Annotated in this window: 25 protein-coding genes, 5 tRNA genes and 1 pseudogene; 21 read left to right on the top strand and 10 right to left on the bottom strand. The window is 73.0% G+C overall.

All coding sequences use genetic code 11. The annotated features are described in order from the left end of the window. Positions 1-88 precede the first annotated feature (88 nt). Entirely contained in the window at positions 89-709 is a 621-nt protein-coding gene (locus AB0L21_RS31070; RefSeq protein WP_365704895.1) for a lysophospholipid acyltransferase family protein, read from the bottom strand. 399 nt (positions 710-1,108) lie between these two features. On the opposite strand from AB0L21_RS31070, the gene AB0L21_RS31075 reads away from it, so the two are divergent. The 3 genes from AB0L21_RS31075 to AB0L21_RS31085 all read left to right on the top strand — a co-directional run bounded on the left by AB0L21_RS31075 (position 1,109) and on the right by AB0L21_RS31085 (position 3,455). Then, positions 1,109-2,284, top strand: coding sequence for a glycerophosphodiester phosphodiesterase (locus AB0L21_RS31075; protein ID WP_365787804.1), 1,176 nt, complete (start codon positions 1,109-1,111; stop codon positions 2,282-2,284). A 121-nt stretch (positions 2,285-2,405) separates the two neighbouring features. Beyond that, entirely contained in the window at positions 2,406-2,912 is a 507-nt protein-coding gene (locus AB0L21_RS31080) for a sigma-70 family RNA polymerase sigma factor (RefSeq protein ID WP_365787862.1), read from the top strand. A 45-nt stretch (positions 2,913-2,957) separates the two neighbouring features. After that, positions 2,958-3,455, top strand: a complete 498-nt coding sequence (locus tag AB0L21_RS31085) for a GNAT family N-acetyltransferase (protein ID WP_365787864.1) — start codon at positions 2,958-2,960, stop codon at positions 3,453-3,455. A gap of 14 nt (positions 3,456-3,469) precedes the next feature. Here the strand turns inward: AB0L21_RS31085 and AB0L21_RS31090 are convergent, their stop codons facing one another. Then, positions 3,470-3,898 carry a hypothetical protein gene (locus AB0L21_RS31090; RefSeq protein WP_365787806.1) on the bottom strand — a complete coding sequence of 143 codons (429 nt, stop codon included), beginning with the start codon at positions 3,896-3,898 and terminating at the stop codon, positions 3,470-3,472. A 1-nt stretch (position 3,899) separates the two neighbouring features. Continuing rightward, entirely contained in the window at positions 3,900-4,259 is a 360-nt protein-coding gene (locus AB0L21_RS31095; protein WP_365704889.1) for a hypothetical protein, read from the bottom strand. Between the two features lie 44 nt (positions 4,260-4,303). On the opposite strand from AB0L21_RS31095, the pseudogene AB0L21_RS31100 reads away from it, so the two are divergent. The 10 genes and pseudogenes from AB0L21_RS31100 to AB0L21_RS31145 all read left to right on the top strand — a co-directional run. Then, positions 4,304-4,441: pseudogene (locus AB0L21_RS31100) on the top strand (HAD family hydrolase); the annotation flags it as partial. A gap of 349 nt (positions 4,442-4,790) precedes the next feature. Beyond that, positions 4,791-5,825: an ATP-binding cassette domain-containing protein gene (locus tag AB0L21_RS31105; protein ID WP_365787808.1), complete on the top strand. Its 1,035-nt coding sequence runs from the start codon at positions 4,791-4,793 to the stop codon at positions 5,823-5,825. Then, positions 5,822-6,559: a methionine ABC transporter permease gene (locus AB0L21_RS31110; RefSeq protein WP_365787810.1), complete on the top strand. Its 738-nt coding sequence runs from the start codon at positions 5,822-5,824 to the stop codon at positions 6,557-6,559. Before AB0L21_RS31105 ends, AB0L21_RS31110 begins: the two co-directional genes overlap by 4 nt. Positions 6,560-6,634: 75 nt before the next feature. Further along, complete coding sequence (locus AB0L21_RS31115) at positions 6,635-7,465, top strand: MetQ/NlpA family ABC transporter substrate-binding protein (protein WP_365704885.1); 831 nt, start codon at positions 6,635-6,637, stop codon at positions 7,463-7,465. Positions 7,466-7,486: 21 nt separating this feature from the next. Next, on the top strand, positions 7,487-8,308 hold the full coding sequence (locus AB0L21_RS31120) for a MetQ/NlpA family ABC transporter substrate-binding protein (RefSeq protein ID WP_365787812.1): 822 nt from the start codon (positions 7,487-7,489) through the stop codon (positions 8,306-8,308). Positions 8,309-8,469: 161 nt separating this feature from the next. Then, positions 8,470-9,108 (top strand): GNAT family N-acetyltransferase, encoded by a 639-nt coding sequence (locus AB0L21_RS31125; RefSeq protein WP_365704880.1) that lies wholly within the window; start codon positions 8,470-8,472, stop codon positions 9,106-9,108. Positions 9,109-9,198: 90 nt separating this feature from the next. Continuing rightward, positions 9,199-10,422 (top strand): precorrin-6y C5,15-methyltransferase (decarboxylating) subunit CbiE, encoded by a 1,224-nt coding sequence (gene cbiE, locus AB0L21_RS31130; RefSeq protein WP_365704878.1) that lies wholly within the window; start codon positions 9,199-9,201, stop codon positions 10,420-10,422. A gap of 342 nt (positions 10,423-10,764) precedes the next feature. Further along, positions 10,765-15,354, top strand: coding sequence for a nicotinate-nucleotide--dimethylbenzimidazole phosphoribosyltransferase (gene cobT / locus AB0L21_RS31135; protein ID WP_365787814.1), 4,590 nt, complete (start codon positions 10,765-10,767; stop codon positions 15,352-15,354). A 141-nt stretch (positions 15,355-15,495) separates the two neighbouring features. Then, positions 15,496-16,728 (top strand): uroporphyrinogen-III C-methyltransferase, encoded by a 1,233-nt coding sequence (gene cobA, locus AB0L21_RS31140; RefSeq protein WP_365704874.1) that lies wholly within the window; start codon positions 15,496-15,498, stop codon positions 16,726-16,728. 84 nt (positions 16,729-16,812) lie between these two features. Beyond that, positions 16,813-17,631 carry an RNA methyltransferase gene (locus AB0L21_RS31145; RefSeq protein WP_365704872.1) on the top strand — a complete coding sequence of 273 codons (819 nt, stop codon included), beginning with the start codon at positions 16,813-16,815 and terminating at the stop codon, positions 17,629-17,631. A gap of 41 nt (positions 17,632-17,672) precedes the next feature. On the opposite strand, the gene AB0L21_RS31150 is transcribed toward AB0L21_RS31145, so the two are convergent. Beyond that, entirely contained in the window at positions 17,673-19,124 is a 1,452-nt protein-coding gene (locus AB0L21_RS31150) for a serine/threonine-protein kinase (protein ID WP_365787816.1), read from the bottom strand. Between the two features lie 602 nt (positions 19,125-19,726). Between AB0L21_RS31150 and AB0L21_RS31155 the strand changes: the two genes are divergently transcribed. The 3 genes from AB0L21_RS31155 to AB0L21_RS31165 all read left to right on the top strand — a co-directional run bounded on the left by AB0L21_RS31155 (position 19,727) and on the right by AB0L21_RS31165 (position 21,833). Continuing rightward, entirely contained in the window at positions 19,727-19,903 is a 177-nt protein-coding gene (locus AB0L21_RS31155; RefSeq protein ID WP_030654904.1) for a hypothetical protein, read from the top strand. Positions 19,904-20,493: 590 nt separating this feature from the next. Then, on the top strand, positions 20,494-21,456 hold the full coding sequence (locus tag AB0L21_RS31160) for an aminoglycoside phosphotransferase family protein (RefSeq protein WP_365787866.1): 963 nt from the start codon (positions 20,494-20,496) through the stop codon (positions 21,454-21,456). 80 nt (positions 21,457-21,536) lie between these two features. Beyond that, on the top strand, positions 21,537-21,833 hold the full coding sequence (locus AB0L21_RS31165) for a zf-TFIIB domain-containing protein (RefSeq protein ID WP_365704868.1): 297 nt from the start codon (positions 21,537-21,539) through the stop codon (positions 21,831-21,833). 50 nt (positions 21,834-21,883) lie between these two features. Here the strand turns inward: AB0L21_RS31165 and AB0L21_RS31170 are convergent. From AB0L21_RS31170 to AB0L21_RS31190, 5 genes are all read right to left on the bottom strand, one after another. Next, positions 21,884-21,955, bottom strand: a tRNA-Val gene (locus AB0L21_RS31170). 29 nt (positions 21,956-21,984) lie between these two features. Beyond that, a tRNA-Val gene (locus AB0L21_RS31175) sits at positions 21,985-22,056 on the bottom strand. Positions 22,057-22,096: 40 nt separating this feature from the next. Beyond that, positions 22,097-22,168, bottom strand: a tRNA-Val gene (locus tag AB0L21_RS31180). A gap of 1 nt (position 22,169) precedes the next feature. Then, positions 22,170-22,243, bottom strand: a tRNA-Cys gene (locus tag AB0L21_RS31185). A gap of 38 nt (positions 22,244-22,281) precedes the next feature. Then, a tRNA-Gly gene (locus AB0L21_RS31190) sits at positions 22,282-22,354 on the bottom strand. Between the two features lie 178 nt (positions 22,355-22,532). On the opposite strand from AB0L21_RS31190, the gene AB0L21_RS31195 reads away from it, so the two are divergent. The 3 genes from AB0L21_RS31195 to AB0L21_RS31205 are packed head-to-tail and all read left to right on the top strand — an operon-like array spanning position 22,533 to position 25,280. Continuing rightward, positions 22,533-23,588: a chorismate-binding protein gene (locus AB0L21_RS31195; protein ID WP_365787818.1), complete on the top strand. Its 1,056-nt coding sequence runs from the start codon at positions 22,533-22,535 to the stop codon at positions 23,586-23,588. Next, a complete protein-coding gene (locus AB0L21_RS31200; RefSeq protein ID WP_365787820.1) occupies positions 23,585-24,406 on the top strand; it encodes an aminodeoxychorismate lyase in 822 nt (273 codons plus the stop codon). Before AB0L21_RS31195 ends, AB0L21_RS31200 begins: the two co-directional genes overlap by 4 nt. Before the next feature lie 49 nt (positions 24,407-24,455). Then, positions 24,456-25,280, top strand: a complete 825-nt coding sequence (locus AB0L21_RS31205) for a GNAT family N-acetyltransferase (RefSeq protein ID WP_365704862.1) — start codon at positions 24,456-24,458, stop codon at positions 25,278-25,280. Positions 25,281-25,378: 98 nt separating this feature from the next. Here the strand turns inward: AB0L21_RS31205 and AB0L21_RS31210 are convergent, their stop codons facing one another. Beyond that, positions 25,379-25,903, bottom strand: coding sequence for a DsbA family protein (locus AB0L21_RS31210; RefSeq protein WP_365704860.1), 525 nt, complete (start codon positions 25,901-25,903; stop codon positions 25,379-25,381). Positions 25,904-26,113: 210 nt separating this feature from the next. On the opposite strand from AB0L21_RS31210, the gene AB0L21_RS31215 reads away from it, so the two are divergent. Then, positions 26,114-26,557, top strand: coding sequence for a hypothetical protein (locus AB0L21_RS31215; RefSeq protein ID WP_365704858.1), 444 nt, complete (start codon positions 26,114-26,116; stop codon positions 26,555-26,557). A 104-nt stretch (positions 26,558-26,661) separates the two neighbouring features. Beyond that, on the top strand, positions 26,662-26,865 hold the full coding sequence (locus AB0L21_RS31220) for a hypothetical protein (protein ID WP_365704909.1): 204 nt from the start codon (positions 26,662-26,664) through the stop codon (positions 26,863-26,865). Positions 26,866-26,911 lie beyond the last annotated feature (46 nt).

The following is a 26,911-nucleotide window of genomic DNA, read 5'->3' on the forward strand; positions in this document are numbered from 1 at the left end:
GAGGGCCGGGGCCCGGCACGCCGAGAGCACGCACCTGACGCCGCGCGGCCCGCCCTCCGGGCGGACGACGGGAGTTTGACGACAGGACCTAGGCGGCCTTCGCCTTCGTGGCGTACATGTCCACGTACTCCTGCCCGGACAGCCGCATCACCTCGGCCATCACCGAGTCCGTCACCGCCCGCAGCACGTACCGGTCCCGGTCCATGCCGTCGTAGCGCGAGAACTCCATGGGCTCGCCGAACCGGACGGTGACCCGGCCGGGCCGCGGGATGCCCCGGCCGCCCGGCTGGAGCTTGTCCGTGCCGATCATGGCGAACGGCACCACCGGCGCGCCGGTCATCAGGGTGAGGCGGGCGATACCGGTGCGGCCCCGGTACAGGCGCCCGTCGGGAGACCGTGTGCCCTCCGGGTAGATCCCGAAGATCTTGCCCTCCTCCAGGATGCGCCGTCCGGTCATCAGCGCGGCCACCCCGCCGCTCGCCCCGTCCCGGTCCACCGGGATCATCCCGACGCCGGTGAAGAACCACGCCATCAGCCGGCCCTTGACGCCCTTGCCGGTGACGTACTCGTCCTTGCCGATGAAGCACACCTGCCGCTTGGTGACCAGCGGCAGCACGATCGAGTCGATGAACGTGAGGTGATTGCCGGCCAGAATCACCGGGCCGTCGCCGGGGATGTGCTCCACGCCCTCCACCTGTGGGCGGAACATCAGGCGCATGATCGGTCCGAGCACTGCCTTGATGAGCGCGAAGCGGGACAACGGGTCCTCCGATGTCAAAGGGGGCGATATGAGTCTGTGCAGGTGAGGACATTACTCGCGGCGCAGGGCCGCGCGCACATCGGGGACACCCGGTTCACCGAGGTCTTACGAAGTGTTGACGCGGGTTTACCTGCGGTGGCGTGCGAAGAACGGCGCGTAACCGCCTTGCGTCGATGTGACGGACATCGCGCCGGCACCGGGGGGCCGCCGCCTCCGACGAGCCGTCACCTTCCGCCGTTCGCAGGACATCCGGCAGCACCCGGGTGTTCGGACCGGAGCCTCCCGCTCGTCATGTGCGCGCCCCTACGATCGGGCCGCACGATGGACGAAGGCGGCAGGAGGGCGCTCATGGACGGCGACCAGGCGAACGGGCAGGCACAGGGAACGGGACGGAGGGCGCTCCTCGGCGCCGCGGTGCTCGGCGCGGGCGGAGCGGTCCTCGGACTGTCCGGCACGGCCCGGGCGGCCGAGGCCCGGGCGGCCGGACACGGGGGCCGCGGCCTGAAGGGCCTGCCGGTGCCGACGATCATCGGCCACCGGGGTGCCAGCGGCTACCGCCCGGAGCACACCTTCGGCTCGTACGACCTGGCCCTGGACCTGGGTGCCGACGTGGTCGAGGCGGGCGACCTGGTGCCCACCAAGGACGGTCACCTGGTCTGCCGGCACGAGCCGGAGATCGGCGGCACGACGGACGTCGCCTCCCACCCGGAGTTCGCCGACCGCAGGACCACCAAGGTGCTCGACGGGGTCCCCACCACCGGCTGGTTCACCGAGGACTTCACGCTCGCCGAGCTGAAGACGCTGCGCGCCGTCGAGCGCATTCCGGCCAACCGGCCGCACAACACGCTCTACAACGGCCGCTGGGAGATCCCCACCTTCGAGGAAGTCCTGCACTGGCAGGACGAGCAGACCCGCAAGCGCGGCAGGCAGGTCTGGATCTACCCGGAGACCAAGCACCCCACCTACTTCCGCAAGCTGGGCCTCGGCCTGGAGGAGCGGGTGGCCAAGCTGCTGCGCACGTACGGCAAGGACGGCCGGAACTCCCCGGTCATCCTCCAGTCCTTCGAGCCCAGCAGCATCCAGCGGCTGAACCGGCTGGTCGACAACCCGCTGGTCGTCCTGCTCTCCTCGGCGAACAGCCGCCCGTACGACTTCGTCGAGGCGAACGACCCGCGTACGGTCGCCGACCTCATCACGCCCAAGGGCCTGCGCGAGATCGCAGGTTACGCCCAGGGCATCGGCCCGACCCTGGACCTGATCATCCCGAAGAAGGCGGACGGCACCCTGGCCGAGCCGACCACGCTGGTCTCCGACGCGCACAAGGCCGGCCTGATCCTGCACCCCTACACCATGCGGAACGAGAACCCCTTCCTGCCGGCCGAGTACCGCAAGGGCACGGCGGCCGACGCCTACGGCGATGTCTTCGGTGCCTTCCAGAGGTACTTCGCGACCGGAATCGACGGCGTCTTCACCGACAACGCCGACACCGGGCTGCTCGCCCGCGCCGACTTCCTGAAGGACTGACGGCGTCTCTGAACGACCGACAGCACCCGGAGCGTCAACCGCCGCACCGCGCGGCACTCCGTTCGGGGTGACTGTGCGCCGCCCCGGCAACCCGCCGCCGGGGCGGCTCGTCGTTCCGCACGTGACGCACGACCTGGTAGCCGCCCTGCACCCCCTGCTCACCGCCGAGGCCTCCGCCGAGGCATCCGCCTGGGGAGGCGAGCCGGGCGACCTGGAGCAGGCCGTCTGGCTCCGGCTCCTGGAGCGGCTGGAGAGCGACGGGCCACCGCCGGACCCGCACGGCTGGCTGCGCAAGGCGGTCCGCGCCGAGGCCCGCCGCACCCGCCGCACCACCCGTTTTGAACGGCCGTACGGCACCGACCCGGCCGACGACCTCCGCCCCGGGCCGGAACAGCACGTCCTGACCGCCGCCCGGTACCGCGCCCTGCGGGAAGCGGTCCGCCGCCTGCCCGGCCGCTGCCCCCGTCTCATCGATGCGCTGCTCTCGCCGAAGGACCTCACCTACCGGGAGATCGCGGGTGAGTTGGGTATCTCACAGGGCAGTCTCGGACCGGAACGTTCCAGATGTCTTGGATGTCTGCGTCGATTGCTCACACCGGAGGTTGCGGCGTGCGAAGCGCGGGGATAGGAGTGGGGGACGACAGGTGATCAGGTGAGCGGGAGGCATGCGCACATGGGCATGAGCGTGACCATCTCGGTGGCGACCGAACAGGACGCGGAGCAGATCTTCCGGCTCCAGTACCTGTGCTTCCAGAGCGAGGCGGCGCTGTACGGCAACTACCGCATCGACCCGCTCGTGCAGACCCTCGAATCCGTCCGTCAGGAGGTCGCCTCCGACTGCGTCTTCGTCGCCCGGCTCGGCGACGAGGTGGTCGGCTCGGTGCGCGGCAAGGTCACCGAGGACGGCGCGGCGGCCATCGGCAAGCTGTGCGTCCACCCCCGCCTCCAGGGCCACGGCATCGGCGCGAGGCTGCTGCGCACGGCGGAGGCCGCGCTGGCGGACGAGCGCGGCGCCACCAGGTTCCGCCTCTTCACCGGCCACCGCAGCGAGGGCAACCTCCGCCTGTACCGCCGGTCCGGCTACGAGACGGTCGGCAGGGCCAGGGGCGCCGACGGCGTAGAGATGATCATCCTGGAGAAGCAGGCGGGCGCGTACGCGCAGACAGCGTGAGGCAGAGCGCCCGCTCACGCCTCTTCGGCACCCCTGCGGGCGGGCGCCTTCCGCAACCAGTACACCGCGGAAAGCGGCAGGAGCACGGGAATGAAGACGTACCCCATCCCGTACTTCGACCACACCGTCGCATCCGGAAACGCCGACGGCTCGACCAGGGTCCACGTACCGACGACCAGCACGCCCGCGAGCTCCGCCGCACAGCACACCAGCGCCGCCCGGCGAGCCGTCTCCCCGCCGCGCACCAGCGTGTACGTGATGAACCCGTACACCACGCCGGCCACGGCGGACAGGGAGTACGCGAGCGGCGCCCGGTCGAACTCCGTGGAGATCTGGTACGCGGACCGTGACACCGCGCCGACCACCATCACGCCGTAGAACCAGACGAGCAGCATGCCCGGACCGCTGATCAAACGGGCCGGCTTCTCCTCCACCGCCGTCACCTCAGCCTCCCCAGATGTCGAAGAGCCGCACTTCCAGCACGGCCAGCACCACACCGCCGGCCGCCACCGTCACCGAACCCCAGCGGGTCCGCTCGGCCAGCGACATGAAGCCCGCCGCCGGAACGCACGCGAACGCGCCCAGCAGATACGCCACGAAGATCGTCGTGCCCTGCTCCGGCTTCTCGCCCCGCGCCAGCCGCACGACCCCGGTCACCAGCTGGACGAGGGCCAGCAGCGACACCACGGCCATGCCGATGAAGTGCCAGTCCTTCGTCGGCTGGTCGCGGTACGCGGCCCAGCCGCACCAGGCGGCGAGCAACAGCGCGGCGACCCCGGTCACCAGCGTCAGGGCATTGAGCATGCCGTGACCTTATTACGGCGGAAACAGCCCATCGCCGCCGCCCCCGCCCGTCCGGCGCGACCACCGTGGCATTGGCCACAGCCCACCGGGCGGCCGAGCCGGACCCTGACCTGGTGGTGCGGGACCTGTCGGCCTTGTCCGCACTGGTGAGGCACGGGGGAGTGGAGGCCGGCGTGCGTGGCGGGGCGTCCCGCCGCCCCTGTCCGCCACTGTCCACTATGCGGACGGCGACGGCCGGTCAGGACCGTTCGTCTGCTTTACTTCTCGCATGACCACGACGAGCTGCCGCACCCTTGCGACCGAGGCGACCCCGACGCCCGGTGCTCGTTGTATGTGTCGCCTGATGTGTCGAATGTGCGCCTTCTAGAGGGCCCCCGCATCAGCTGAGCCTCGCGCCCCGAAGCGAGACCCGTGGCATGTCCGTGCGCCGTAGGCCGTACGGGACGCACATCCCTTCCCCCATGCCGGAACCGCATGCACCCGTGCCCGGGCACACCCACGCCCGCGCACTCGACAGTGACGGAAACCCACGTGATCACCACCTCGGGCCTGACCAAGGTCTACCGCTCCCGCGGCCGTGAGGTCACCGCCCTCGACGGCGTCGATCTTCACGTCCGCGAAGGTGAGGTCTACGGCGTCATCGGCCAGTCCGGCGCCGGAAAGTCCTCGCTCATCCGCTGCGTCAACCTGCTGGAGCGCCCCACCTCCGGCACCGTGACCGTCGCCGGGCAGGACCTCACCGCCCTGGCCGGACGCGGCCCGCGCGCCGGCAGGGAACTGCGCCGCGCCCGCAGCCGGATCGGCATGGTCTTCCAGCACTTCAACCTGCTGTCCTCGCGGACCGTGCAGGACAACGTCGAACTGCCGCTGGAGATCCTCGGCCAGTCCGGCCGGGCCCGCTCCCGCAAGGCGCTGGAACTGCTCGACCTCGTCGGCCTCGCCGACAAGGCCAAGGCCTACCCCGCCCAGCTCTCCGGCGGCCAGAAGCAGCGCGTCGGCATCGCCCGCGCCCTCGCCGGCGACCCCAAGGTGCTGCTCTCCGACGAGGCCACCAGCGCCCTCGACCCGGAGACCACCCGCTCCATCCTCCAGCTGCTGCGCGACCTGAACCGGCAGCTGGGCCTGACCGTCCTGCTCATCACCCACGAGATGGACGTCGTGAAGTCGATCTGCGACTCCGCCGCCCTGATGGAGAAGGGCCGGATCGTGGAATCCGGCACGGTCAGCGAGCTGCTGGCCACCCCCGGCTCGGAGCTGGCCGCCGCGCTGTTCCCCGTCGGCGGCGAGGCCACCGGCACCGACCGGACCGTCCTCGACATCACCTTCCACGGCGAGGCCGCCACCCAGCCCGTCATCTCCCAGCTCTCGCGCACCTACAACATCGACATCTCGATCCTCGGCGCCGCCATCGACACCGTCGCCGGCCTCCAGATCGGCCGCATGCGCATCGAACTGCCCGGCCGCTACGAGGACAACGTGGTGCCGGTCGGATTCCTGCGCGAACAGGGCCTGCAGATCGACGTGGTGGGCCAGGAGGCCCTGCTGGTGAAGGAAGGTGCCAAGTGACCTGGTCCGAGATGCAGCCGCTGCTGTCCCAGGCGTGTTCCGAGACGCTCACGATGGTGCTCTGGTCCACCCTGATCGCCGTCGCGGCCGGCCTCCCGCTCGGCCTCCTCCTCGTTGTCACCGACCGGGGCGGCCTGCTCCAGAACGTCGTCGCCAACAAGGTCGTCGGCCAGGTCGTGAACATCGGCCGGTCCATGCCGTTCATCATCCTGATGGTCGCGCTGATGAGCTTCACCCGCTGGGTCACCGGCACGACCATCGGCACCACCGCCGCGATCGTGCCGCTCGCCATCGGCGGCATCCCGTTCTTCGCCCGCCTGGTCGAGACGGCCGTCCGCGAAGTGGACCACGGCCTGGTCGAGGCCGTGCAGTCCATGGGCGGCAACACCTGGACGATCGTCCGCAAGGTCCTCATCCCCGAGGCCCTGCCCTCGCTGATCGCCTCCAGCACGACCACGGTCATCGCCCTCATCGGCTACTCCGCCATGGCCGGCACCGTCGGCGGCGGCGGCCTCGGCGACCTCGCCGTCCGCTACGGCTACCAGCGCTTCGAGACCGAGCTGATGTGGATCACCGTCGCGATCCTCGCCGTCGTCATCTCCCTCATCCAGTTCGCCGGCGACTTCGCGGCCCGCTCCCTGTACAGCCGGGGCGGCCGGTCGGGCCCCGCGCCCAAGCTCCGCCTGCTGAAGGCGAAGGAGCCGGCGGCGGCCGACGTCAGCAAGGTCGCCTGAGCTTCCGCAGAGCACCCAGGATTCCCCGTACACCCGCATACGGGGTCGCACCACCCTTAAGGAAAGGCACTTTTCGTGCGTAACACCGCCAAGTTCACCACCGCCGTCCTCGCCGCCGGAGCCGTCACCTTCGGGCTCACCGCCTGCGGCTCGGACAAGGACTCCGCCTCCTCCGACTACAGCGGACCGCTCGTCGTCGCCGCGAGCCCGACCCCGCACGCCGAGATCCTGGACTTCGTCAAGGACAAGCTGGCGAAGAAGGCGGGCCTCGACCTGGAGGTCAAGGAGTTCACCGACTACATCACGCCGAACACGGCGACCGAGGACGGCTCGGTGGACGCCAACTACTTCCAGAACCAGCCGTACCTGGACGACTTCAACAAGAAGCGCGGCACCCACATCGCGCCCGTCGTCACGGTGCACCTGGAGCCGCTCGGCCTGTACTCCCGCAAGGTCGAGAAGGCCGACGCCCTCAAGAGCGGTGCGACCATCGCCGTCCCCAACGACGCCGTCAACGAGGCACGCGCCCTGAAGCTGCTCGCCGCGGGCGGGCTCATCACCCTCAAGGACGGCGTCGGCGCCGAGGCGACCCCGCGGGACATCACCAAGAACCCCAAGGACCTCAAGTTCAAGGAGGTCGAGGCGGCCCAGACCGCGCGCTCCCTGGACGACGTGGACGCGGCCGTCATCAACGGCAACTACGCCATCTCCGCCGGCATCAAGCCCGCCAAGGACGCCCTGGTCCTGGAGTCCGCGAAGAACAGCCCGTACGGCAACTTCCTCGCGGTCAAGGAGGGCAACGAGAAGGACCCGCGCGTCAAGAAGCTCGCCAAGCTCCTCACCTCGCCCGAGGTCAAGAAGTTCATCGAGGACAAGTACCAGGGCTCGGTCATCCCGTCCTTCTGAGCCGTGAGGGGGACAGAACCGATGCGCATGTCCGTCATCGCCGTGGCGGCCCTGGCTCTCGGCCTGACCGCCTGCGGCTCCGGCACGGACTCCGGCAAGGGCGGTGGCAAGGACGACACCCTCGTCGTCGGCGCCACCGCCGTCCCGGCCGGCGAGGTGCTCACCTACGTCAAGGACCACCTCGCCGCCAAGGCCGGCCTGAAGCTGGAGATCAAGGAGTTCACGGACTACGTCCTGCCGAACACCGCCCTCCAGGAGGGCGAGCTGGACGCGAACCTCTACCAGAACCAGCCCTACCTGGACGACTTCAACAAGTCCAAGGGCACCGACCTCGTCTCCGTGGTCAAGCCCTACCTGCCGCCCATGGGCGTCTACTCCCACGAGGTGAAGAAGGTCACCGAGCTCGCCGACGGAGCCACCGTCGCCGTGCCGAACGACATCACCAACGAGGGCCGCGCCCTGAAGCTGCTGGCCGCGGGCGGCGTCATCGAACTGAAGGCCGGCGCCGGCACCGACGCGTCCCCTGCGGACGTCACGTCCAACCCCCGGCACCTGAAGATCCGGGAGCTGGAAGCCGCCCAGCTGCCCCGCTCGCTCGACGACGTGGACGCCGCGGTCATCAACAACAACTACGCCCAGGACGCGGGCCTCAGCCCCACCAAGGACGCGATCCTCCTGGAGTCGGCGAAGGACAACCCCTACGCCAACCTCCTCGCCGTCAGGCGCGGCGACGAGGACGACCCACGGGTGAAGAAGCTCGCCGCGCTGCTCCTCTCGCCCGAGGTGCGGACGTTCATCCAGGACAAGTACCACGGGTCCGTCCTGCCGGCGACCGGCGGCTGACGGCACGTACACGGCGTTTCGCGACGCACGGGGTCCACTCCCTCACCGGGTGTGGACCCCGTCGTGCGGTTCAGTGGTTTCATGCTGCATGCTGGGCAGTTCAGCAGACCTGACGGTCCTGACGGTCTTTCGAGGAATTTCCGAAGGTTACGGAGCGGCGCATGACGAGCACCTTCCCCAACATCTCCATCAGCACGGAGCGGTTGGTGCTGCGTCCCCTCGACGAGGACGACGTGCCCGCCCTGGCCGACATGATGAACGACGAACAGGTCGTCGCCTGGACCACCGTCCCCCACCCCTACACCGAGGCCGACGCCCACCGGTGGGTCACCCGCCTCGCCCCGGACGAACGCACCGAAGGGCGCGGCATAGTCCTCGCCGTCACCGAGTTCCTCACCCAGCGGCTCGTCGGCGTCGTCCACCTGAGGAACACGGACTGGCGCGTCCGCTCCAGCCAGATCGCCTACGTCATCGCCCCCTGGGCGCGCGGCGAGGGCTACGCCTCCGAAGCCGTCCTCGCCACCGCCCAGTGGCTCTTCCACGACCAGAAGTTCGAACGGCTCGAACTGCGCACCGCCGCCGACAACACCGCCTCCCAGCAGGTGGCCCAGAAGATCGGCTGCATCAGCGAGGGCGTCCTGCGCAACGCCTGGACAGCCCGCGCCAGGACCGAGGACGGTGCCTGGACCGAGGTGCGCACGGACGTCATCGTCTGGAGCCTGCTCCCGGAGGACCTCGCCGGGGTCAGCGAGCAGCCCGCCGACACGGGTGGTTTCACGTCGTACTCGGACTGGAACTGAGCCCCCGGGCTTCACCAGGTACTCTCACGGAGCCCGCCCCGGGCTCTCTCCCCCCGACGACCTGCGCAGAACCACTGGAGACTGACGACGATGGCCGACCGGGTCACGGTGATCGGCTGGGACGGCTCGCCGCTGACCGACGCGGCACGGGCCGCCCTCGGCGCCGCCACCCTCGTGGCCGGCGCCGCCCACCACCTGGCGCTGCCCGAGGTCCCGCCCTCCGCCGAACGCGTCCGCCTCGGCAGCCTCGCCCTGGCCGCCCGCCGCATCGCCGCCCACCGCGGCACCGCGGTCGTGCTCGCCGACGGCGACCCCGGCTTCTTCGGCGTCGTCCGCACCCTGCGCGCACCGGAGTTCGGCCTGGAGGTCGAGGTCGTCCCCGCCGTCAGCTCCGTCGCCGCCTCCTTCGCCCGCGCCGGCATGCCCTGGGACGACGCCCAGGTCGTCGTCGCCCACCCGCGCACCCTGCGCCGGGCCGTGAACGTCTGCCGCGCCCACACCAAGGTCGCCGTCCTGACCTCGCCGGGCGCCGGCCCCGCCGAACTCGGCCTCCTCCTGGAGGGCGTGCACCGCACCTTCGTCATCTGCGAGGAACTGGGCACCGAACGCGAACAGGTCAGCGTCGTCACCTCCGACAAGGCCGCCGACCACACCTGGCGCGACCCCAACGTCGTCATCGTCATCGGCGGACCGGCCGGCGCGCAGGAGGGCGGCGGCTGGATCGCCGGACGCGACCCGGGCGCCGGCCCGCGCGGCTGGGTGCAGCCCGACGAGAGCTACGGCGCCGGCCCGGCCGGCGGTCTCGGTGAGGGCGAGACCCAGCTGCTGCGCGCCGCCCAACTCGCCCGCCTCGGGCCGCGCGTCGGCGACCTCGTCTGGGACATCGGCTGCGGCAGCGGCGCGTTCGCCGCCGAGGCCGCGCGCGCCGGCGCGGCCGTCATCGCCGTCGACCACGACCCGGCCGCCTGCGCCCGCACCGAGAGCGCCGCGCGCCGGTTCGGCGTCCAGCTCCAGATCGTCCACGGCAGTGCCCCGCACGTCCTCGAAAACCTGCACGAACCGGACGTCGTACGGGTCGGCGGCGGGGGACCGGCCGTCGTCTCCGCGGTCGCCGACCGGCGCCCGCAGCGGATCGTCACGCACGCCGCCACCCGGGACGCCGCCGAACGCGTCGGCCGCGACCTGACCGAGCACGGATACCGGGTCGAGTGCGCCCTGCTCCAGTCCGTCGAACTCGACACCCGGGCCTGGACCGAGACCGAGCGGAACGTAGCGTTCCTGCTCAGCGGGGTATTGCCGGACCGCGCCCCGTGATCCTGTTGTCGTACCGCGCGCGGTAGGCTGGCCGATCGTTGTACCGCACCGGTGGGCCGAACTTCGTTCACCAATGTCCGGAACGCGCGCCCGTTTTGGGGTGGGTGTGGTACGGCGGAACCGGAGGACGCGCAACGTGGCGCAGTCCACAGCGGACTGTCGCGGATCTTGCTGTCGCGACGGCACGACGACCGGGACAATGCCACTGAATGGCTTTGTCGCCTTTTCCGGCGGGTCGTTCGTGCCGCTGGGCACGGACGCTCGTTCTTCACTGCGGGCGGTCGGTGCGCCGTTCCGGGTGAGCTGGTCGTAGGAGCACTAACCGATGGGCGAGGGGTACGCATGACCGACACCGGCCAGGTCCCGGGCGAGGGGCAGCCGGAGAGCGCAGGCATGGTGGAGCAGCCGGGCGTCCCCGCGCACGGCGCGTACACCTACCTCTCCGAGGCTCCCGCCGAGGACGAAGACCTGCTGCTGCCGGGTGCCCAGGGCGCGTGGGGCAACGAGGTGCCGCCACCCGCTCCGGAACCGGTGGTGGAAGCCGTCCACGAGCCGGGCCCGCACGAGACGGCCGGCCGTGACAGCGGCTCGGTCGACCTCAGCGGTGTCCGCCTGCCCGGCCCGGGCCCGGCGTCGGTACCGCCCTCGCCCATCCTCTCGGCGCCGCACGACCCGACGGCCGCCCCGCAGCCGCCGCGCCGCCCGCTGCACCTCGGCCCGCCGATCCCCGACACCTCCGCCAGCCCGGTCCGGTCCCTCGCCGACCGCGGTCCCGCGGGAGCGCCGGTACGGCAGCCCGGACCGGCGAGCGGCCCCGAATACCTCGACGCCCAGTCGCAGACGGCCCCGCAGAGCGCGGCCCCCTGGGGCGCGGCCCAGGTCGCCACCCAGACCCCGGCTGCCGAAACGGTTGGCCCGGCCGACGCGGCCCAGGCGGCGGTGGCCCGCCTCACCGGCCAGGCATCGTCCCCGACCGGCGACACCGGCCACGTGCAGGTCGTCCACGGCCATGACGGGGTCCAGCCGGTCCACGCGCACGACGGGGTCTATACGGCACCGGCGACGCAGGGTGCCGAGGCAGCGCAGGCGGGCGTGGCCGGGGAGGACGTGGCTTCCGGTGACGGCGGGGCCGTCGCCGGCGGGGCGCCCGCGGCCGAGGCGGACCCGGCGGGTCAGGCCGTACAGGACGCTGACGGCGAGTCAGAGCCGGCGCAGGTCGCCGAGGTCCCGAGCGGTGGAGCTGAAACGGGCGCCGAGCAGGGCGGTGCCGGCCAGGTGCCCCCGATGCCGGAGGCCCCCGGGGCGGACACGGCCCAGACGGCGCCGGGACAGGCCGTACCGACCGGCGCGCTGCCTTCGGAGGCCACCGGTGCCGAGGGGGCTGCGGACGCGGCTCCGGTCGCCGGTACGCCGGCCGGGGCGGCGGCTCAGGCAGCGGCCGGGGACGCGGCCCAGCCGACAGCACCGGCGGAGACGGCCGATGGCGCACAGCCGGGCGAAACGGCGCAGCCCACTGATGCCGGCCAGACCCCCGGGACTGGACAGGCCGCAGATGCCGGTCAGGCCCCCGGGGCTGTGCAGGCTACAGATGGCGGACAGACCCCCGGCGCGGGGGAGACCGCCGCTGCGGGGCAGGCCGCCGCGCAGTCCACCGGCGTCGCGCACGCCGTCGACGCGGCGCAGTCCGCCGCTCCCGCACCGGCTGCTGCCGCTGGGCAGGCTCCCGACGGGGTGCAGGCCGCTGACGGTGCGCAGATGGCCGAGGTGCCGCAGGCTGCTCCTGCCGCGCATGCCGCCGGCGGGGCGCAGTCCGCCGCTCCCGCACCGGCTGCTGCCGCTGGGCAGGCTCCCGATGGGGTGCAGGCCACTGACGGTGCGCAGATGGCCGAGGTGCCGCAGGCTGCCGCTGCCGGGCAGGAGGCCGCTGGCGCGGCGCAGTCCGTCGACGCCGTGCAGCCGACCGGCGCGGAGCAGCTTGCCGGTGCTCCGCAGCCCGCCGACGCCGGCCAGCCCGCTGGTTCCGCGCAGGCCGCCGCCGCGGTGCAGGCCGCCGATGGCGCGCAGATGGCCGAGGTGCCGCAGGCTGCCGCTGCCGGGCAGGAGGCCGTTGGTGGGGCGCAGTCCGTCGACGCCGTGCAGCCGACCGGCGCCGAGCAGAGTGCTGATGAGCCGCAGAGTGCCGAAGCGCAGCAGGCTGCCGTCGCGCACGCTGCCGAGGCCGCGCAGCCTCAGCTTCCCGGCGAGGCCCAGGCGTCCGCCGAAGCCCAGGCCCCCGTCTCTCCCCAGGAGACGCCCGAGTCGGCCGATGCGGTCGCCTCCCAGGGCGTGGGCGAAGCCATCGACGCGGTTGCTGCTCAGGGCGTGGGCGAAGCCATCGATGCGGCCACCGCCCAGGGCGTGGGCGAAGTCACCGATGCGGCCACTGCTCAGGGCGTGGGCGAAGCCATCGATGCGGTTGCCGCCCAGAACGCAGCCGCGGCTGCCGACGCGGCCACCGCCCAGGTGGCGGTCGACGGCGCCGCCCCGACGGCCGCCCAGGCCGTGCAGCCGACCGCCGTCCAGGCGCCGCAGCCCGCCGCCCCGGCCGCGGAGGCACCGCACGCCGATGGCGCCCAGGCGCCGGAGTCGGTCTTCCCCGCCGCCGCGGACGCACCCCACGCCGATGCGTCACAGACCAACGCGTCGCAGACCAACGCGTCGCAGACGGACCCGGCGCAGACCGCCGTACCCGTAGCCGCCGCCGGGCAGGACGCCGTACCGGCCCCGCCCGCCGGTGACGGCGCCGCCGAGCCCGTGGAGGTGGCCGAGCCGGTCGTGCTCCAGGGCCCGCAGCTCGCCGAGAGCGTCCCGCACCCCACCGACGCCCCGGCCGCGCAGGCGGCGCCGGACACCGCCGTACCCGACGCCCCGCACGCGCAGCCCCCCGCCCAGAACCCGGACCAGCCGCTGCCCTCCGGGCTCCCGATGGGGGCCGATCCGCGGCCGCTCGGGGAGTTCGTGCCGGTGGACGGCCAGGTGCCCACCACCCCGCACCTGGCGCCCACCCCGCCGCAGCCCCTCGTCGTGCCCGCACCCCGTGAGGGCGAGCCGGCCGGGGCGCCCACCCCCGATGTCGTCCAGCACGCGGAAGACCTGCAGACCAGGGCCGCCGACCAGGAAGAGAGCACGGCCCACGTGGCGGAAGCACGACAGTCCACCGGCCCCGCCGCGCCCGGCTACGCCGACGCCGAGCGCGAGGCCGTCCTGAAGGTGATGCGCGAGCGCCGCGACATCCGCAACGGCTTCCGCAGCGACCCCATCCCGCACGAGGTGCTGCTCAGAGTCCTGGAGGCCGCGCACACCGCGCCGTCGGTGGGCCACTCGCAGCCGTGGGACTTCGTCGTCATCCGGTCCGCCGAGACCCGGCGGACGATGCACGAACTGGCGATGCGGCAGCGCGAGGCGTACGCCAAGTCGCTGCCGAAGGGCCGGGCCAAGCAGTTCAAGGAACTGAAGATCGAGGCCATCCTCGACACCCCGGTCAACATCGTCGTCACCGCCGACCCCACCCGTGGCGGCCGGCACACGCTCGGCCGTCACACCCAGCCGCAGATGGCGCCCTACTCCTCGGCGCTCGCGGTGGAGAACCTCTGGCTCGCCGCCCGCGCCGAAGGCCTCGGCGTCGGCTGGGTCAGCTTCTTCGACGAGCGGGAGATGGTCCGCGCGCTCGGTCTGCCCGAGCACCTGGAGGTCGTCGCCTACCTGTGTGTCGGGTACGTCGACGAGTTCCCGGACGAGCCCGAGCTGATGCAGGCCGGCTGGTCCAAGCGACGCCCCCTGTCCTGGGTGGTGCACGAGGAGACGTACGGCCGCCGCGCCCTGCCCGGAGAGGAACCCCACGACCTGCTTGCCGAGACCGTCGCACAGATCCGCCCGCTCGACGCCAAGGCGCTCGGCGAGGCGTGGGAGCGCCAGAAGCGCATGACCAAGCCGGCCGGCGCGCTCGGCATGCTGGAGATCATCTCCGCACAGCTGTGCGGGCTGTCCCGCCAGTGCCCGCCGCCGATCCCGGAGCCTGCCGCCGTCGCCATCTTCGCCGGCGACCACGGCGTGCACGCCCAGGGCGTGACCCCGTGGCCGCAGGAGGTCACCGCCCAGATGGTGGCCAACTTCCTCGGCGGGGGCGCCGTCTGCAACGCCTTCGCCGGCCAGGTCGGCGCCGAGGTGTGCGTCGTGGACGTGGGCGTGGCCGCCGACCTGCCTGCCACCCCGGGCCTGCTGCCGCGCAAGATCCGCGGCGGCACGTCCGACATGACCACCGGCCCCGCGATGACCCGCGAGGAGGCCAGGGCGGCCATCGAGGTGGGCATCGAGACCGCCCGCGACCTGGTGGCGGCCGGCAACAAGGCGCTGCTCACCGGTGAGATGGGCATCGCCAACACCACCGCGTCCGCCGCGCTGATCTCCGTGTTCACCGGCGCCGACCCGGCGGAGGTGACCGGGCGCGGCACGGGCATCAACGACGAGACGCTCGCCCGTAAGACGGAGGTCGTCCGCCGCGCCCTGGAACTCCACCAGCCGGACCCGGCCGACCCGATCGGCGTCCTCGCCGCGATCGGTGGCTTCGAGCACGCGGCCATGGTGGGCCTGCTGCTCGGCGGCGCCTCGCTGCGTACGCCGGTGATCCTGGACGGCGTCAGCGCCGGCGCGGCGGCCCTGGTGGCCCGCGCCATCGCCCCGGAGGTCCTCGCGGCCTGCATCGCCGGCCACCGCAGCGCCGAGCCGGGCCACGTGGCGGCCCTGAACAAGCTGGGCCTGCGCCCCCTGGTCGACCTCGACCTCCGCCTGGGCGAGGGCACCGGCGCCCTGCTCGCCCTGCCGCTGGTCCAGAGCACGGCGCGGGCCATGCACGAGGTGGCCACGTTCGATTCGGCGGGGGTCACGGAGAAGTAGGCGCCGCGGGAGGGGTGGTCCGGTGTTCAGCTGTCGGACCACCCGTGTCCCGTGCCCTGCCCACCGCTTAAAATCTGCACGTCAGGGCCGCTCCGAAGGTGCAGCGCGCCCATCGCACAGCTGCACGAGGAGCCGCCCCTCATGGCCGAACACCCCGCCTACCCCGTAGGCCTCCGCCTCTCCGGCCGTCGCGTGGTCGTCCTCGGCGGCGGCCAGGTCGCCCAGCGCCGCCTTCCGGCGCTCATCGCGTCCGGCGCGGACATCGTCCTCGTCTCCCCGGAGGCGACCCCCTCGGTCGAGGCCATGGCGGACGCGGGCGAGATCACCTGGGTGCGGCGCGGCTACGAGGACGGCGACCTCGCCGAGGCCTGGTACGCCCTCATCGCCACCAGCGACCCCGCGGCGAACGTGGCCGCCTCCGCCGAAGCGGAGCGCCACCGCGTCTGGTGCGTCCGCTCCGACGACGCCGACCGGGCGACCGCGTGGACCCCGGCGACCGGCCACAGCGAGGGCGTCACCGTCGCCGTACTCACCACGCACGCGCGGGGCCGCGACCCCCGGCACACCGCGGCCATCCGGGACGCGGTCGTCGAGGGCCTGCGCGACGGCACCCTCGTCGCCCCGCACCACCGCACCCGCACCCCCGGCGTGGCCCTGGTCGGCGGCGGCCCCGGTGACCCGGACCTGATCACGGTCCGCGGCCGGCGCCTGCTCGCCGAGGCGGACGTCGTCATCGCCGACCGGCTCGGCCCGCGCGACCTGCTCGCCGAACTGCCGTCGCACGTCGAGGTGATCGACGCGGCGAAGATCCCGTACGGCCGGTACATGGCCCAGGAGGCCATCAACAACGCGCTCATCGAGCACGCCAGGCAGGGCAAGGCGGTCGTCCGGCTCAAGGGCGGCGACCCGTTCGTCTTCGGCCGGGGCATGGAGGAGGTCCAGGCGCTCGCCGAGGCCGGCATCCCGTGCACGGTCGTCCCCGGCATCTCCAGTTCGATCTCGGTGCCGGGCGCGGCCGGTATCCCGGTCACGCACCGGGGGGTGGCCCATGAGTTCACCGTGGTCAGCGGCCATGTGGCGCCCGACGACGAGCGCTCGCTGGTCGACTGGCCCTCGCTGGCCAAGCTCACCGGCACCCTGGTGATCCTGATGGGCGTCGACAAGATCGGGAAGATCGCCGAGACGCTCGTCGCGCACGGCAGGGCGCCCGAGACGCCGGTCGCCCTGGTGCAGGAGGGGACGACGGCCGCGCAGCGGCGCGTGGACGCCACCCTCGCCACGGTCGCCGAGACGGTCCGCGCGGAGGACGTGAAGCCCCCGGCGGTCATCGTCGTCGGCGAGGTGGTGCGGGTCGGGCCCGCGCCTTCGGCGTGACCTTGGCCTGATCACGCGTAACCCGGGGTAACACATCCCTTCCCAGCCGTTGGCACCACACCCAGGACAAGGCAGTATCACCCTGTGGCCGATCTCATCACCGTCGAGGATCCCGACGACCCGCGCCTGAGCGACTACACGGGCCTGACCGACGTCGAGCTGCGCCGCAAGCGCGAGCCCGCCGAGGGCCTGTTCATCGCCGAGGGCGAGAAGGTCATCCGCAGGGCCAAGGAAGCCGGCTACGAGATGCGGTCGATGCTGCTCTCGGCCAAGTGGATCGACGTCATGCGCGACGTCATCGACGAACTCCCGGCCCCGGTCTACGCCGTCAGCCCCGAACTCGCCGAACGGGTCACCGGATACCACGTGCACCGCGGCGCCCTCGCCTCCATGCAGCGCAAGCCGCTGCCGACGGCCGGCGAACTGCTCCGCACCGCCCGCCGCGTGGTGGTCATGGAGTCGGTGAACGACCACACCAACATCGGCGCCATCTTCCGCTCGGCGGCGGCCCTCGGCATGGACGCGGTGCTGCTGTCGCCCGACTGCGCCGACCCGTTGTACCGGCGCAGCGTCAAGGTCTCCATGGGCGCGGTGTTCTCGGTGCCGTACGCCCGGCTGGAAACCTGGCCGAAGGGCCTGGACTCGGTCCGCGAGGCCGGTTTCACCCTGCTCGCGCTCACCCCGGACGAGAAGGCCCGCACCCTGGACGAGGCCGCCCCGCACAGGATGGACCGGGTGGCGCTCATGCTCGGTGCCGAGGGCGACGGGCTGTCCACGCAGGCGCTGGTCGCCGCCGACGAGTGGGTCCGCATCCCGATGTCCCACGGCGTCGACTCGCTCAATGTGGGCGCGGCGGCGGCGGTGGCCTTCTACGCGGTCGCCACGGGCCGACCGGAGTCCTGACCGGACGTACCCCCGCCCGCCGAACCCTTCCGGACACGCCCTCAGTTACCGGCGTCGCGACTCACAGCCGACTCGTTCGGGTTCGGTACGAACGTTGCCTCGCCCAGCGGCGAGTGGCTCGGCCGGGTGTGCCGCTGCGGGGAGACGCCGTCGTCGCCGAGCCCGCGCGCCGGGCCCTGGCAGCCCTGGGCCACCGCGATCCCGAGTGCCACGAGCAGTGTCACCACCACGAACACGAACAGCCGCTGCCGCAGCAGCCGCGGATTGGCAGGCCGCCGTAGGCCCCCCGCCGGGCGCTGCCCCGGCCGACCGGAACCGCCGCGCTGAGCGGGCCGGCCGCCACCGGAGCGCGGGCCGCCGCCACGCGGCACCGGGGTGGGACGCGCCGTACCCGGGCGGGCGGAGGAGCCGCCACCGCGCGCACCGCTGCCACCGCGTGAGGGCACCCCGCCGCGCGAGGACGCTCCGCCGAGGGACGGCACCCCGCCCCTGGAGGACCCGGAAGGCGCACCGCCCCGGGCGGGAGTGCCGCCGCGCGGCAGCGGCGTACCGGGGGAGGCGCGCCGCTGGGTGCGCTGCTGCTCGGGGTAGGTGTCGGCGAGCCGCCCGGTGGGCCGGTCCGCCTCGGCGGCACGCGGCGCGGGCGGCCGTACGCCGTCCAGGCCCTGCGCCTCCCGGGCGGCGATCTCCTTCAGCCGCAGCGACAACTGGAGCGTGCTGGGCCGCTCGTCGGGGTCCTTCGCCAGGCAGGCCCGGATCAGCGGGGCCAGCGCGTCCGGTACGCCGTGCAGCTGCGGCTCCTCGTGCACCACCCGGTACAGCATCACCTCGGAACTGCCGTGTCCGAAGGGCGAGTCGCCGGTCGAGGCGTACGCCAGGGTCGCGCCCAGCGAGAAGACGTCGGTGGCCGGGGTGACCGCCGCGCCGCGGACCTGCTCCGGGGCGAGGAAGCCGGGGGAGCCGACGGCGGTGCCCACGTGGGTGAGCGTCGAGGCGCCGGTGGCCCAGGCGATGCCGAAGTCGATGATCCGCGGCCCCTTCGGGGACAGCAGGATGTTGGAGGGCTTCAGGTCCCGGTGGACGACGCCGGCCTCGTGCACGGCGACCAGCCCCTCGGACAGGGCCGCGCCGATCGCCGCCGTGTCCGCCGCGCCGAGAGCGCCCTCCTCGGCGACCTTGTCGTGCAGGGAGGGGCCCGGTACGTACTGGGTGGCGAACCAGGGCCGCTCGGCCTCCAGGTCCGCGGCGACCAGCCGGGCCGTGCACCCGCCCCGGATCCGCCGGGCCGCCGACACCTCGCGCGCGAACCGCGACCGGAACTCCTGGTCCTCCGCGAGATCGGGCCGGATCACCTTCAGGGCGACCCGCTGCCCCTTCTTGTCGGAGCCGAGATAGACCACGCCCATCCCGCCCGCGCCGAGCCGTCGGTGAAGCCTGAACGAGCCGACGACGCGCGGGTCCTCGCGCCTCAGGCGCATCATCGCCATGTTCATCCCCGCTGCCCGGTCCCTGTGACGTGGCACAGCTTACGTTTCCACGGCCGCCTGCGCGCAGAGGCCGCGCCCTCCGGGCCCGATGGATTGTGTCGGCCGTCCGGGGGAGGTGAAACGGGGTCAGGAAGCTCGAGCCCACGCCGACTTCGCGTCGCCGGAGACCTCAACCGGTCGCAGTGGCAGGGAGGTTGACGTCCCGCTGGGCTGCGGCGCAAGGGTCCGTACGCCGACCGGCCCGTGGTCGGCGGCGACCCGTGGCCGTGCCCGCGCCCCGGATCTCCATCCACCTCCGGCATCCACGCCGACCCGGACGGGAGTGATCGAAGTCACTCAACTCACCCCATAGAGTGCGTCGGAAATAACGGGACAGAGTGGGTTACCCCTCCGGGAAGACCCCGAGACACCGGCCTCCGTCTCCACCCACGGGAGTACGTCGCACCTCATGGCTCATCCTCATGGAGGCCCGGCAATCGGTACGCGGGCATGACGCCCGGTGGACGCCGCGCGCCTAGATTTAGGTCAAGCGGCGGGTGCAGCACTCGTCCCCCGAGGTCAGACACCCGCCGCTGCCGACGACAACCGAAACGGTCAGGAGAGGGACCATGGCCTACACGGCACCGCGACGCACGGCGTTCGCCCCCCGCCGGACGGGCCGCCGCCACCCCCTGGTGGCGACGCTCATGGCCCTTCCCCTGGCGGCCCTGCTCCTGCTCGTCTTCGACGGCTGGGAGACGGTGGCCACACAGGCGTCGTCCGTGGGTGCGATGCTGGGGCGCTGAGCGGCGACCCCCAGGCCCGGAAGAGCGGTCCGGGCGGGGACATCCATCCATGAAACCCCGTGGGGACGGGGGTACGGCGGACGGCACAAATGCCGGCGCAGCTGGGGAGCTGCGCCGGCATTGGCCGTTTCGTCAGCGCCGCCGCCCGGCGGGCCGTATGCCGGCCGCGGGCCCGTGGGGACGGTTCGCACAGGTCCGCGCGCCCACTTGGCTGCGGGCAGCCGTGCCGCTGGGGCGGCACGGGTCGGCTGGGGTACCCCCCTCTGGGGGGAGGCACCCTGCCGGCGGGCGGTCCCCCTTTGGGGGAGGTACCCCCGCCGGCGCGGGTGAGCGATCCAACCCCCGGCCGGCGCCGGCGCGCCGCACTCGGCCGGCGCGGGTGAGCAACCCGGCCTCAGGCGGGCGGCAGCGCTCCCCCCCCGTCGGCAGGGGTGAGCGACCCCACCCGGAGGCCGGCGGCAGCGCCGCGGCGCCGGTGAGTGAACCCCCGCCGTCCGGCCCCAGTACCCTCGCCCCAACACCCCACCCCGCCCGAGGCCCCCTTGACCGCAGACACGGACACCGGCACCGACACCGACAACCCCGCCCTCATGTCCGCGCTGGCCGCCCACGCCAGGGCCGCCGCTCACGCCCGTACCCCCTCCACCCCCTGCACCTGCCCCAGCACCCCCCTCGCCGACCGCCGGGACGCCACCGTCGTCCGCCACGACGCCACCGTCGCCAAGGCCCACGCCCCGGACACGGACCCCGCCGCGCTCGCGCTCCGCGTCACCACGGCCGCCCGCCTCCCCGAGCTGCTCCTGCCCCCGCTCACCCCGGACACGGCCACCCTGCACGACCGTCCGGTCACCTTCTGGCCGTACGGCGTCCCCGTGGACCCGGACGATCCGGACGCCGCTCCCTGGGAGGCCGCCGCCACCCTCCTGGCCCGCCTGCACCGCACCCCCGTCCCCGCCGGCCTCCCCCCGATGCGTGGCCCCGCCAAAGCGGCCCGGGCGCTCGGCCGCCTCCAGGCGACCCTGCGCACCACACCCGGCGCAGCCGCGCACACAGCCGCCCGTCCCGTCCTGGACGCCTGGGCCGCCCTGCCCGCCTGGGCCCGCGCGAACGCGCCGATGCCCGGCCCGTCGGCCCTCTGCCACGGCGACCTGCACCTCGGCCAGCTCGTCCGGCACCCGGCACCGGACGGCCCCTGGAAGCTGATCGACGTGGACGACCTCGGTGCCGGCGTCCCGGCCTGGGACCTCGCCCGCCCCGCCGCCTGGTACGCCTGCGGACTCCTCCCGCCCGACGAGTGGACCCGCTTCCTGACCGCCTACCGGCAGGCCGGCGGCCCGGCCGTACCCGCGGACGGCGACCCCTGGACCGCCCTGGACGTCCCGGCCCGCGCGCTCACCGTGCAGACGGCCGCCCTGGCGGTCACCAAGGCGCTCGCCGCGGACCGCCCGCTGGACGAGGTGGAACAGGCCGTGGTGGACGCCTGCGCGCGCATGCCGTCCGTCCCCACCGGCCTTCCGGGTCCCCCTCGGCCCGCGCCCGGATTCCCGGACTAGGCTGCAACCGCCCGGGGCCGGACGGAGTCTGTCCTGGGGAAACACGAAGCAGGACCGACCGGCGAGGAGTTGAGCCGAGCATGCAGTGTCCGAAGTGCCATGCGCCGATGCACACCTACAACCGCAACGGCGTCCAGATCGAGCAGTGCAGCGGCTGTCGCGGCATATTCCTCGACTACGGCGAGCTGGAGGCGCTGACCCGCCTGGAGGCCCAGTGGGCGCAGCCGGCCCCGCCGCCCCCGCCCGCCGCCCCGCAGGCCTACCCGGCGGCCCCGCCCGCGCCCGCCTGGGGCGCGCCGCAGGGCGGCCACGGCGGTCACGGTCACTACGGCCACCACCGCCACAAGAGCTTCGGCCACATGCTCTTCTCCAGCTGAGCACGCGCAGGAGCCCCCGGCCGTACGAGACGGCCGGGGGCTCCTTGCTGTGGACGATACTGGGATTGAACCAGTGACCTCTTCCGTGTCAGGGAAGCGCTCTCCCGCTGAGCTAATCGTCCGCGGGCTGTGACCCGTGAGTCACAGTCAGTGCGCGATACTGGGATTGAACCAGTGACCTCTTCCGTGTCAGGGAAGCGCTCTCCCGCTGAGCTAATCGCGCGGGTGGGATCTTCGAGAAGACCCAGGATCCGGAGATCCAGTGGACGATACTGGGATTGAACCAGTGACCTCTTCCGTGTCAGGGAAGCGCTCTCCCGCTGAGCTAATCGTCCTTGGAGGTGGAGACGGGATTTGAACCCGTGTAGACGGCTTTGCAGGCCGTTGCCTCGCCTCTCGGCCACTCCACCAGGAGTGTAAGGGGATCGGGACGACCCCTTCTCCTTCGAGCGGACGACGAGGCTCGAACTCGCGACCTCAACCTTGGCAAGGTTGCGCTCTACCAACTGAGCTACGTCCGCTTGTCGTTTCGGTCCGCTTCCACGTCCCGGCGACGTGTTGAACTCTAGCGGATTCCCGGGCCAGCACAAAAACGCGTTTGCGCAGCGTGCTGCGGTGCACCCGACGGACCCCGTGGTCAGGGCCCCCTCCGGGACATCCCGGAGCCACCTCCCGGACACCCGCCCTAGACTCGACCACGTGCTCCACCACCCATCCGGACTCCCCCCGCTGGCCCGCTTCGGCGACCGCGTCGCCACCGGCCTCCTCGACGTCACCAGCGATCCGGCCGCCCTGGACTCCACCGGCTTCTGGGCCGTCTGCGCGGACTTCGAGGGCCGCTTGACCTGCGCACGCTTCGCGGACGTGCGCGAGGAGCCGGTGCCCGCGCCGGTGCCCGGCGGATGGCGGGGCCCGCAGCCGGGGGACTGGACCTCTTCCCTGGACCGCGCCGCGTACACGGCGGCCGTCCACCGCATCCGCGAGTACATCGCGGCCGGCGAGGTCTACCAGGCCAATCTCTGCCGGGTGCTCAGCGCGCCGGTCGGCCCCGGCGCCGACGTGGACGCCCTCACCGCACTCCTGGCCCGCGGCAACCCGGCGCCGTACGCGGGAACGGTCCGGCTGCCGGAGCACGGCGTGGAGATCGCCACCGCCTCGCCCGAGCTGTTCCTGCGCCGGGCCGGACGTACGGTCGAGTCGGGGCCGATCAAGGGCACCGGGCGCACCGAGGCGGACCTCCTGGAGAAGGACTACGCCGAGAACGTGATGATCGTGGACCTGGTCCGCAACGACATCGGCCGCGTCTGCCGGACCGGCAGCGTGACCGTCCCCGACCTGTGCGCCGTGGAGAAGCACCCGGGGCTCGTCCACCTCGTCTCCACCGTCCGCGGCGAGCTGCGGGAGGACGCCGGCTGGCCGGAGCTGCTGGCCGCGGCCTTCCCGCCCGGTTCCGTCACCGGCGCCCCCAAGTCCAGCGCCCTGACGATCATCGAGGCGCTGGAGACGGCACCGCGCGGCCCGTACTGCGGCGGCATCGGCTGGGTGGACGCCGACCGGGGCACCGCCGAGCTGGCCGTGGGCATTCGCACCTTCTGGATCGACCGCGCCGCGGGCGCCCTGCGCTTCGGCACCGGAGCGGGCATCACCTGGGGGTCCGACCCGGAGGGGGAGTGGCGCGAGACCGAGCTGAAGGCGTCCCGGCTGCTCGCGGTAGCGTCGGGGGCGTACGACGAGACCGAGGGGGCGCTCCTGTGAGGATCTGGCTGGACGGCGAGCTGCGGGACCTGGAATCCGCGAGGATCTCCGTCCTCGACCACGGGCTGACCGTCGGTGACGGCGTCTTCGAGACCGTCAAGGCGGTCCACGGCGCGCCGTTCGCGCTCACCCGGCACCTGGACCGGCTGACCCGCTCGGCCCGCAGCCTCGGCCTGCCCGACCCCGACCACGACGAGGTGCGCCGCGCCTGCACGGCCGTGCTGGAGGCGGACCCGGTGCCGCTGGGCCGGCTGCGGATCACCTACACCGGCGGCCACGGCCCGCTCGGCTCCGACCGCGGCGAACAGGGTCCGACCCTCGTGGTCGCCGTCGGTGAGACCAGCCGCCGCCCGGACTCCACGGCGGCGATCACCGTCCCGTGGACCCGCAACGAACGCGGTGCTCTCGCCGGCGTGAAGAGCACCTCGTACGCGGAGAACGTCGTCGCCCTGGCCCGCGCCCATCAACACGGCGCCTCCGAGGCACTGTTCGGCAACACGGTCGGACAGCTCTGCGAGGGCACCGGGTCCAACGTCTTCGTCGTCCTGGACGGCGAGATCCACACCCCGCCGGTCACCTCCGGCTGTCTGTCCGGCATCACCCGGGCCCTGGTCATCGAATGGGTCGGCGCCAAGGAGACCGACCTGCCACTGGACGTCCTCCAGCGCGCCGACGAGGTCTTCCTGACCTCCACCCTGCGGGACGTACAGGCCCTGCACCAGATCGGCGACCGCGAACTGCCCGGCACCGGGGGCCCGGTGACCGCCGAGGCCATGCGCGTCTTCGACGACCGGGCCGGGCGCGACCTGGATCCCTGAGCCGGAAAACGGGCTGACGCGGGCGGTCCTCCTGGGTAGAACACCTGTGATGACCACGACCCTGCGGCCGGCCGAGCCGCTCCAGCAGCACCCCGACGGAACGCGTTCCCGCCGCTACGCCGTGTGCGTCAACAGCCGTCCCGTCGGCGAGATCCACCTCGGCACCTCGCCGTCCCTCGGTGCCTCGGTGTCCCGCGTCATCGACCTGCGGATCGCCGAGCCCGACCGGCGGCGCGGCCGGGGTACCGTGGCCGCGCTCGCCGCGGAGGAGGTGGCCCGGGGCTGGGGCTGCGTACAGATCGAGGCGGTGGTGCCCGCCACGGCGGACGCCGCGCTGCGCCTGTTCGGCGCCCTCGGCTACACGGTGCGCAACCGCGGCATGGAGAAGCGCCTCGGCGTCACCCCGCCCGCGCTGCCGCCGGGCAGCCACGCGCGCCCCATGACCGAGGCCGAGTTCGCCGCCTGGCAGGAGGCGGAGAGCGAACGGTACGCGCGAGGGTGGATCGGGCGGGGCATCCCCGAGGCCGCGGCCCGGACGAAGGCCCGCGACGACCACGCGCGGCTGCTCCCGCACGGGCTCGCGACCGAGGGCGTGCTCTTCAGCGTGCTGGAGCACGAGGGCGCCCGGGTGGGCACCCTCTGGCTGGCCCTGGAGGACACCAAGGCGTTCGTGTTCGACGTGGAGACCGACGCCGCCCACCGCGGCCGAGGACACGGCCGTACGCTCATGCTGCTGGCGGAACGCCAGGCGATCGAGGCCGGCCGGACGGTCCTCGGCCTCAACGTGTTCGCGGGCAACACCCCGGCCGAGCGGCTGTACGCGTCACTCGGCTACGAGACGGTGACCCATTCCCTGAGCAAGCCCCTGCTGTAGGAGTGCACGGGCCCGCGCCCCCGCTGCGTGCCGTGGAGTGACGGTGCGCGTGCCGCTGACCCCTCGCAGCCGCCCCGGACCCTGGCCCCTGCCCTCGGTCAGGCCTCCCGGTCGGCCAGCAGCCGGTCCGCGATCTCCTCGATACGTTCGCGCAGGCCCTCCTGGCTCTTGCCGCCGTCGAGGCGCTCGCCGCCGATGACGTACGTCGGGGTGCCCGTCACACCGATCGCCTTGCCCTCGGCCTGGTCGGCGTCGACGGCCAGGATGTGCCGGCCGTCGATCAACGCGGTGTCGAACTCCTCCGCGTCCAGGCCGAGTTCCCGGGCCACCTCGACCAGGAAGGGCTCTCCCTCACGGTCCAGCTCCGCCACCCGCTCCAGCACGGCCTCCACGTACGGCCAGCCCTTGCCCTGTTCCAGCGCCTCCTCCGCGGCCTGGGCGGCGGCGAAGGCGTGCTTGTGCTTCTCCAGCGGGAAGTGCCGCAGCCGCAGCTCCAGCCGGTCGCCGTAGCGGGCGCGCAGGGCGCGGACGTCGTCCAGGGCGGTGCGGCAGTCGGGGCACTGCAGTTCGCACCAGACGTCGAGGACGAGGGCTTCGGTGCGTGCGGGGGAGGAGTCGCTCATGCCCACCAGTCTTCCAGGCCGGGCCCGGGCGACCCAATCGGGACCTGGGCCGGCCCGTGGGGGCGGGGACCGGCCCTCCGGGCTGTGACCTGGACCGGCACTCCCGTAGGAGGGGACCCGGAGATGTCCCTGATGTCCGGCCGGGGCATGGCATCGCGGGGACCGGGCGGTGCACGATGGAAGCGACGCACGAGCCCGCCAGGAGGACGGATGATTGCCGAGACAGTCTGCTCCGCCGTGTCCGCGGCGGGCCTGGGTATCGCGGTGGTCACGGCCTACCGCAAGCGTTTCCTGGCGGCGGCCCGCCTCGCGGCCTACTCGCTGGTGCCGGTCGGCCTGGTCATGACCGGAGTCGTCGGCTGGCTCGCCGACACCGCCCTGAGCCCCACCGCCTGGGCGGGCTTCGGAGTGCTGGGCGCGGCCTGGCTGCTGTTCGCCGGAACGCGCGCCGTGGAGCGACGGCGCGGAGTCGCCGGGCGCGAGGCGGCCGAGCGGGACGCGGTGGCGCCCGCGGCTTCGGCGCCGTCCCTGGGGGAGGCGTCCCGGCCCACGGCGCGCCCCACGGCCGGACCGCCCGCCGGCGCGCCCCGGGCCGCCGACTCCGCCGAGGACTTCAGCGACATCGAGGCCATCTTGAAGAAGCACGGCATATGACAGTCACATGACTCGCTGAAACGACACAGTGGGTCCGCGGACGTCCGGAATCGTTCACGAGCCGAACGAGACCTCACGGTATTCGGCGAACTCCCGCAAGATCCGTGAGCCTTGATCGCGGGCGGCCCGTCGAGTGCGCCATCATCGGCCGCGAGATGCTGGACACGCAACAGAGCGAGGCCGCGCCGCCGAAGGACGAGCCGCGCGGATGCCTCTTCGCCCTTTCCCAGCCACCGCTGATGATCTTCCTTGCGGTGATCGGGTGTCTGCTGCTCATGGCCGCGCTGCACGACCTGCTGTTGCTGTGAGCCGTACACGTCCGTCCCGGCGCCACCCGCCGGGACCGACGTCGCA

The sequence above is a fragment of the Streptomyces sp. NPDC052721 genome, assembly GCF_040678315.1.
Lineage (GTDB): Bacteria > Actinomycetota > Actinomycetes > Streptomycetales > Streptomycetaceae > Streptomyces.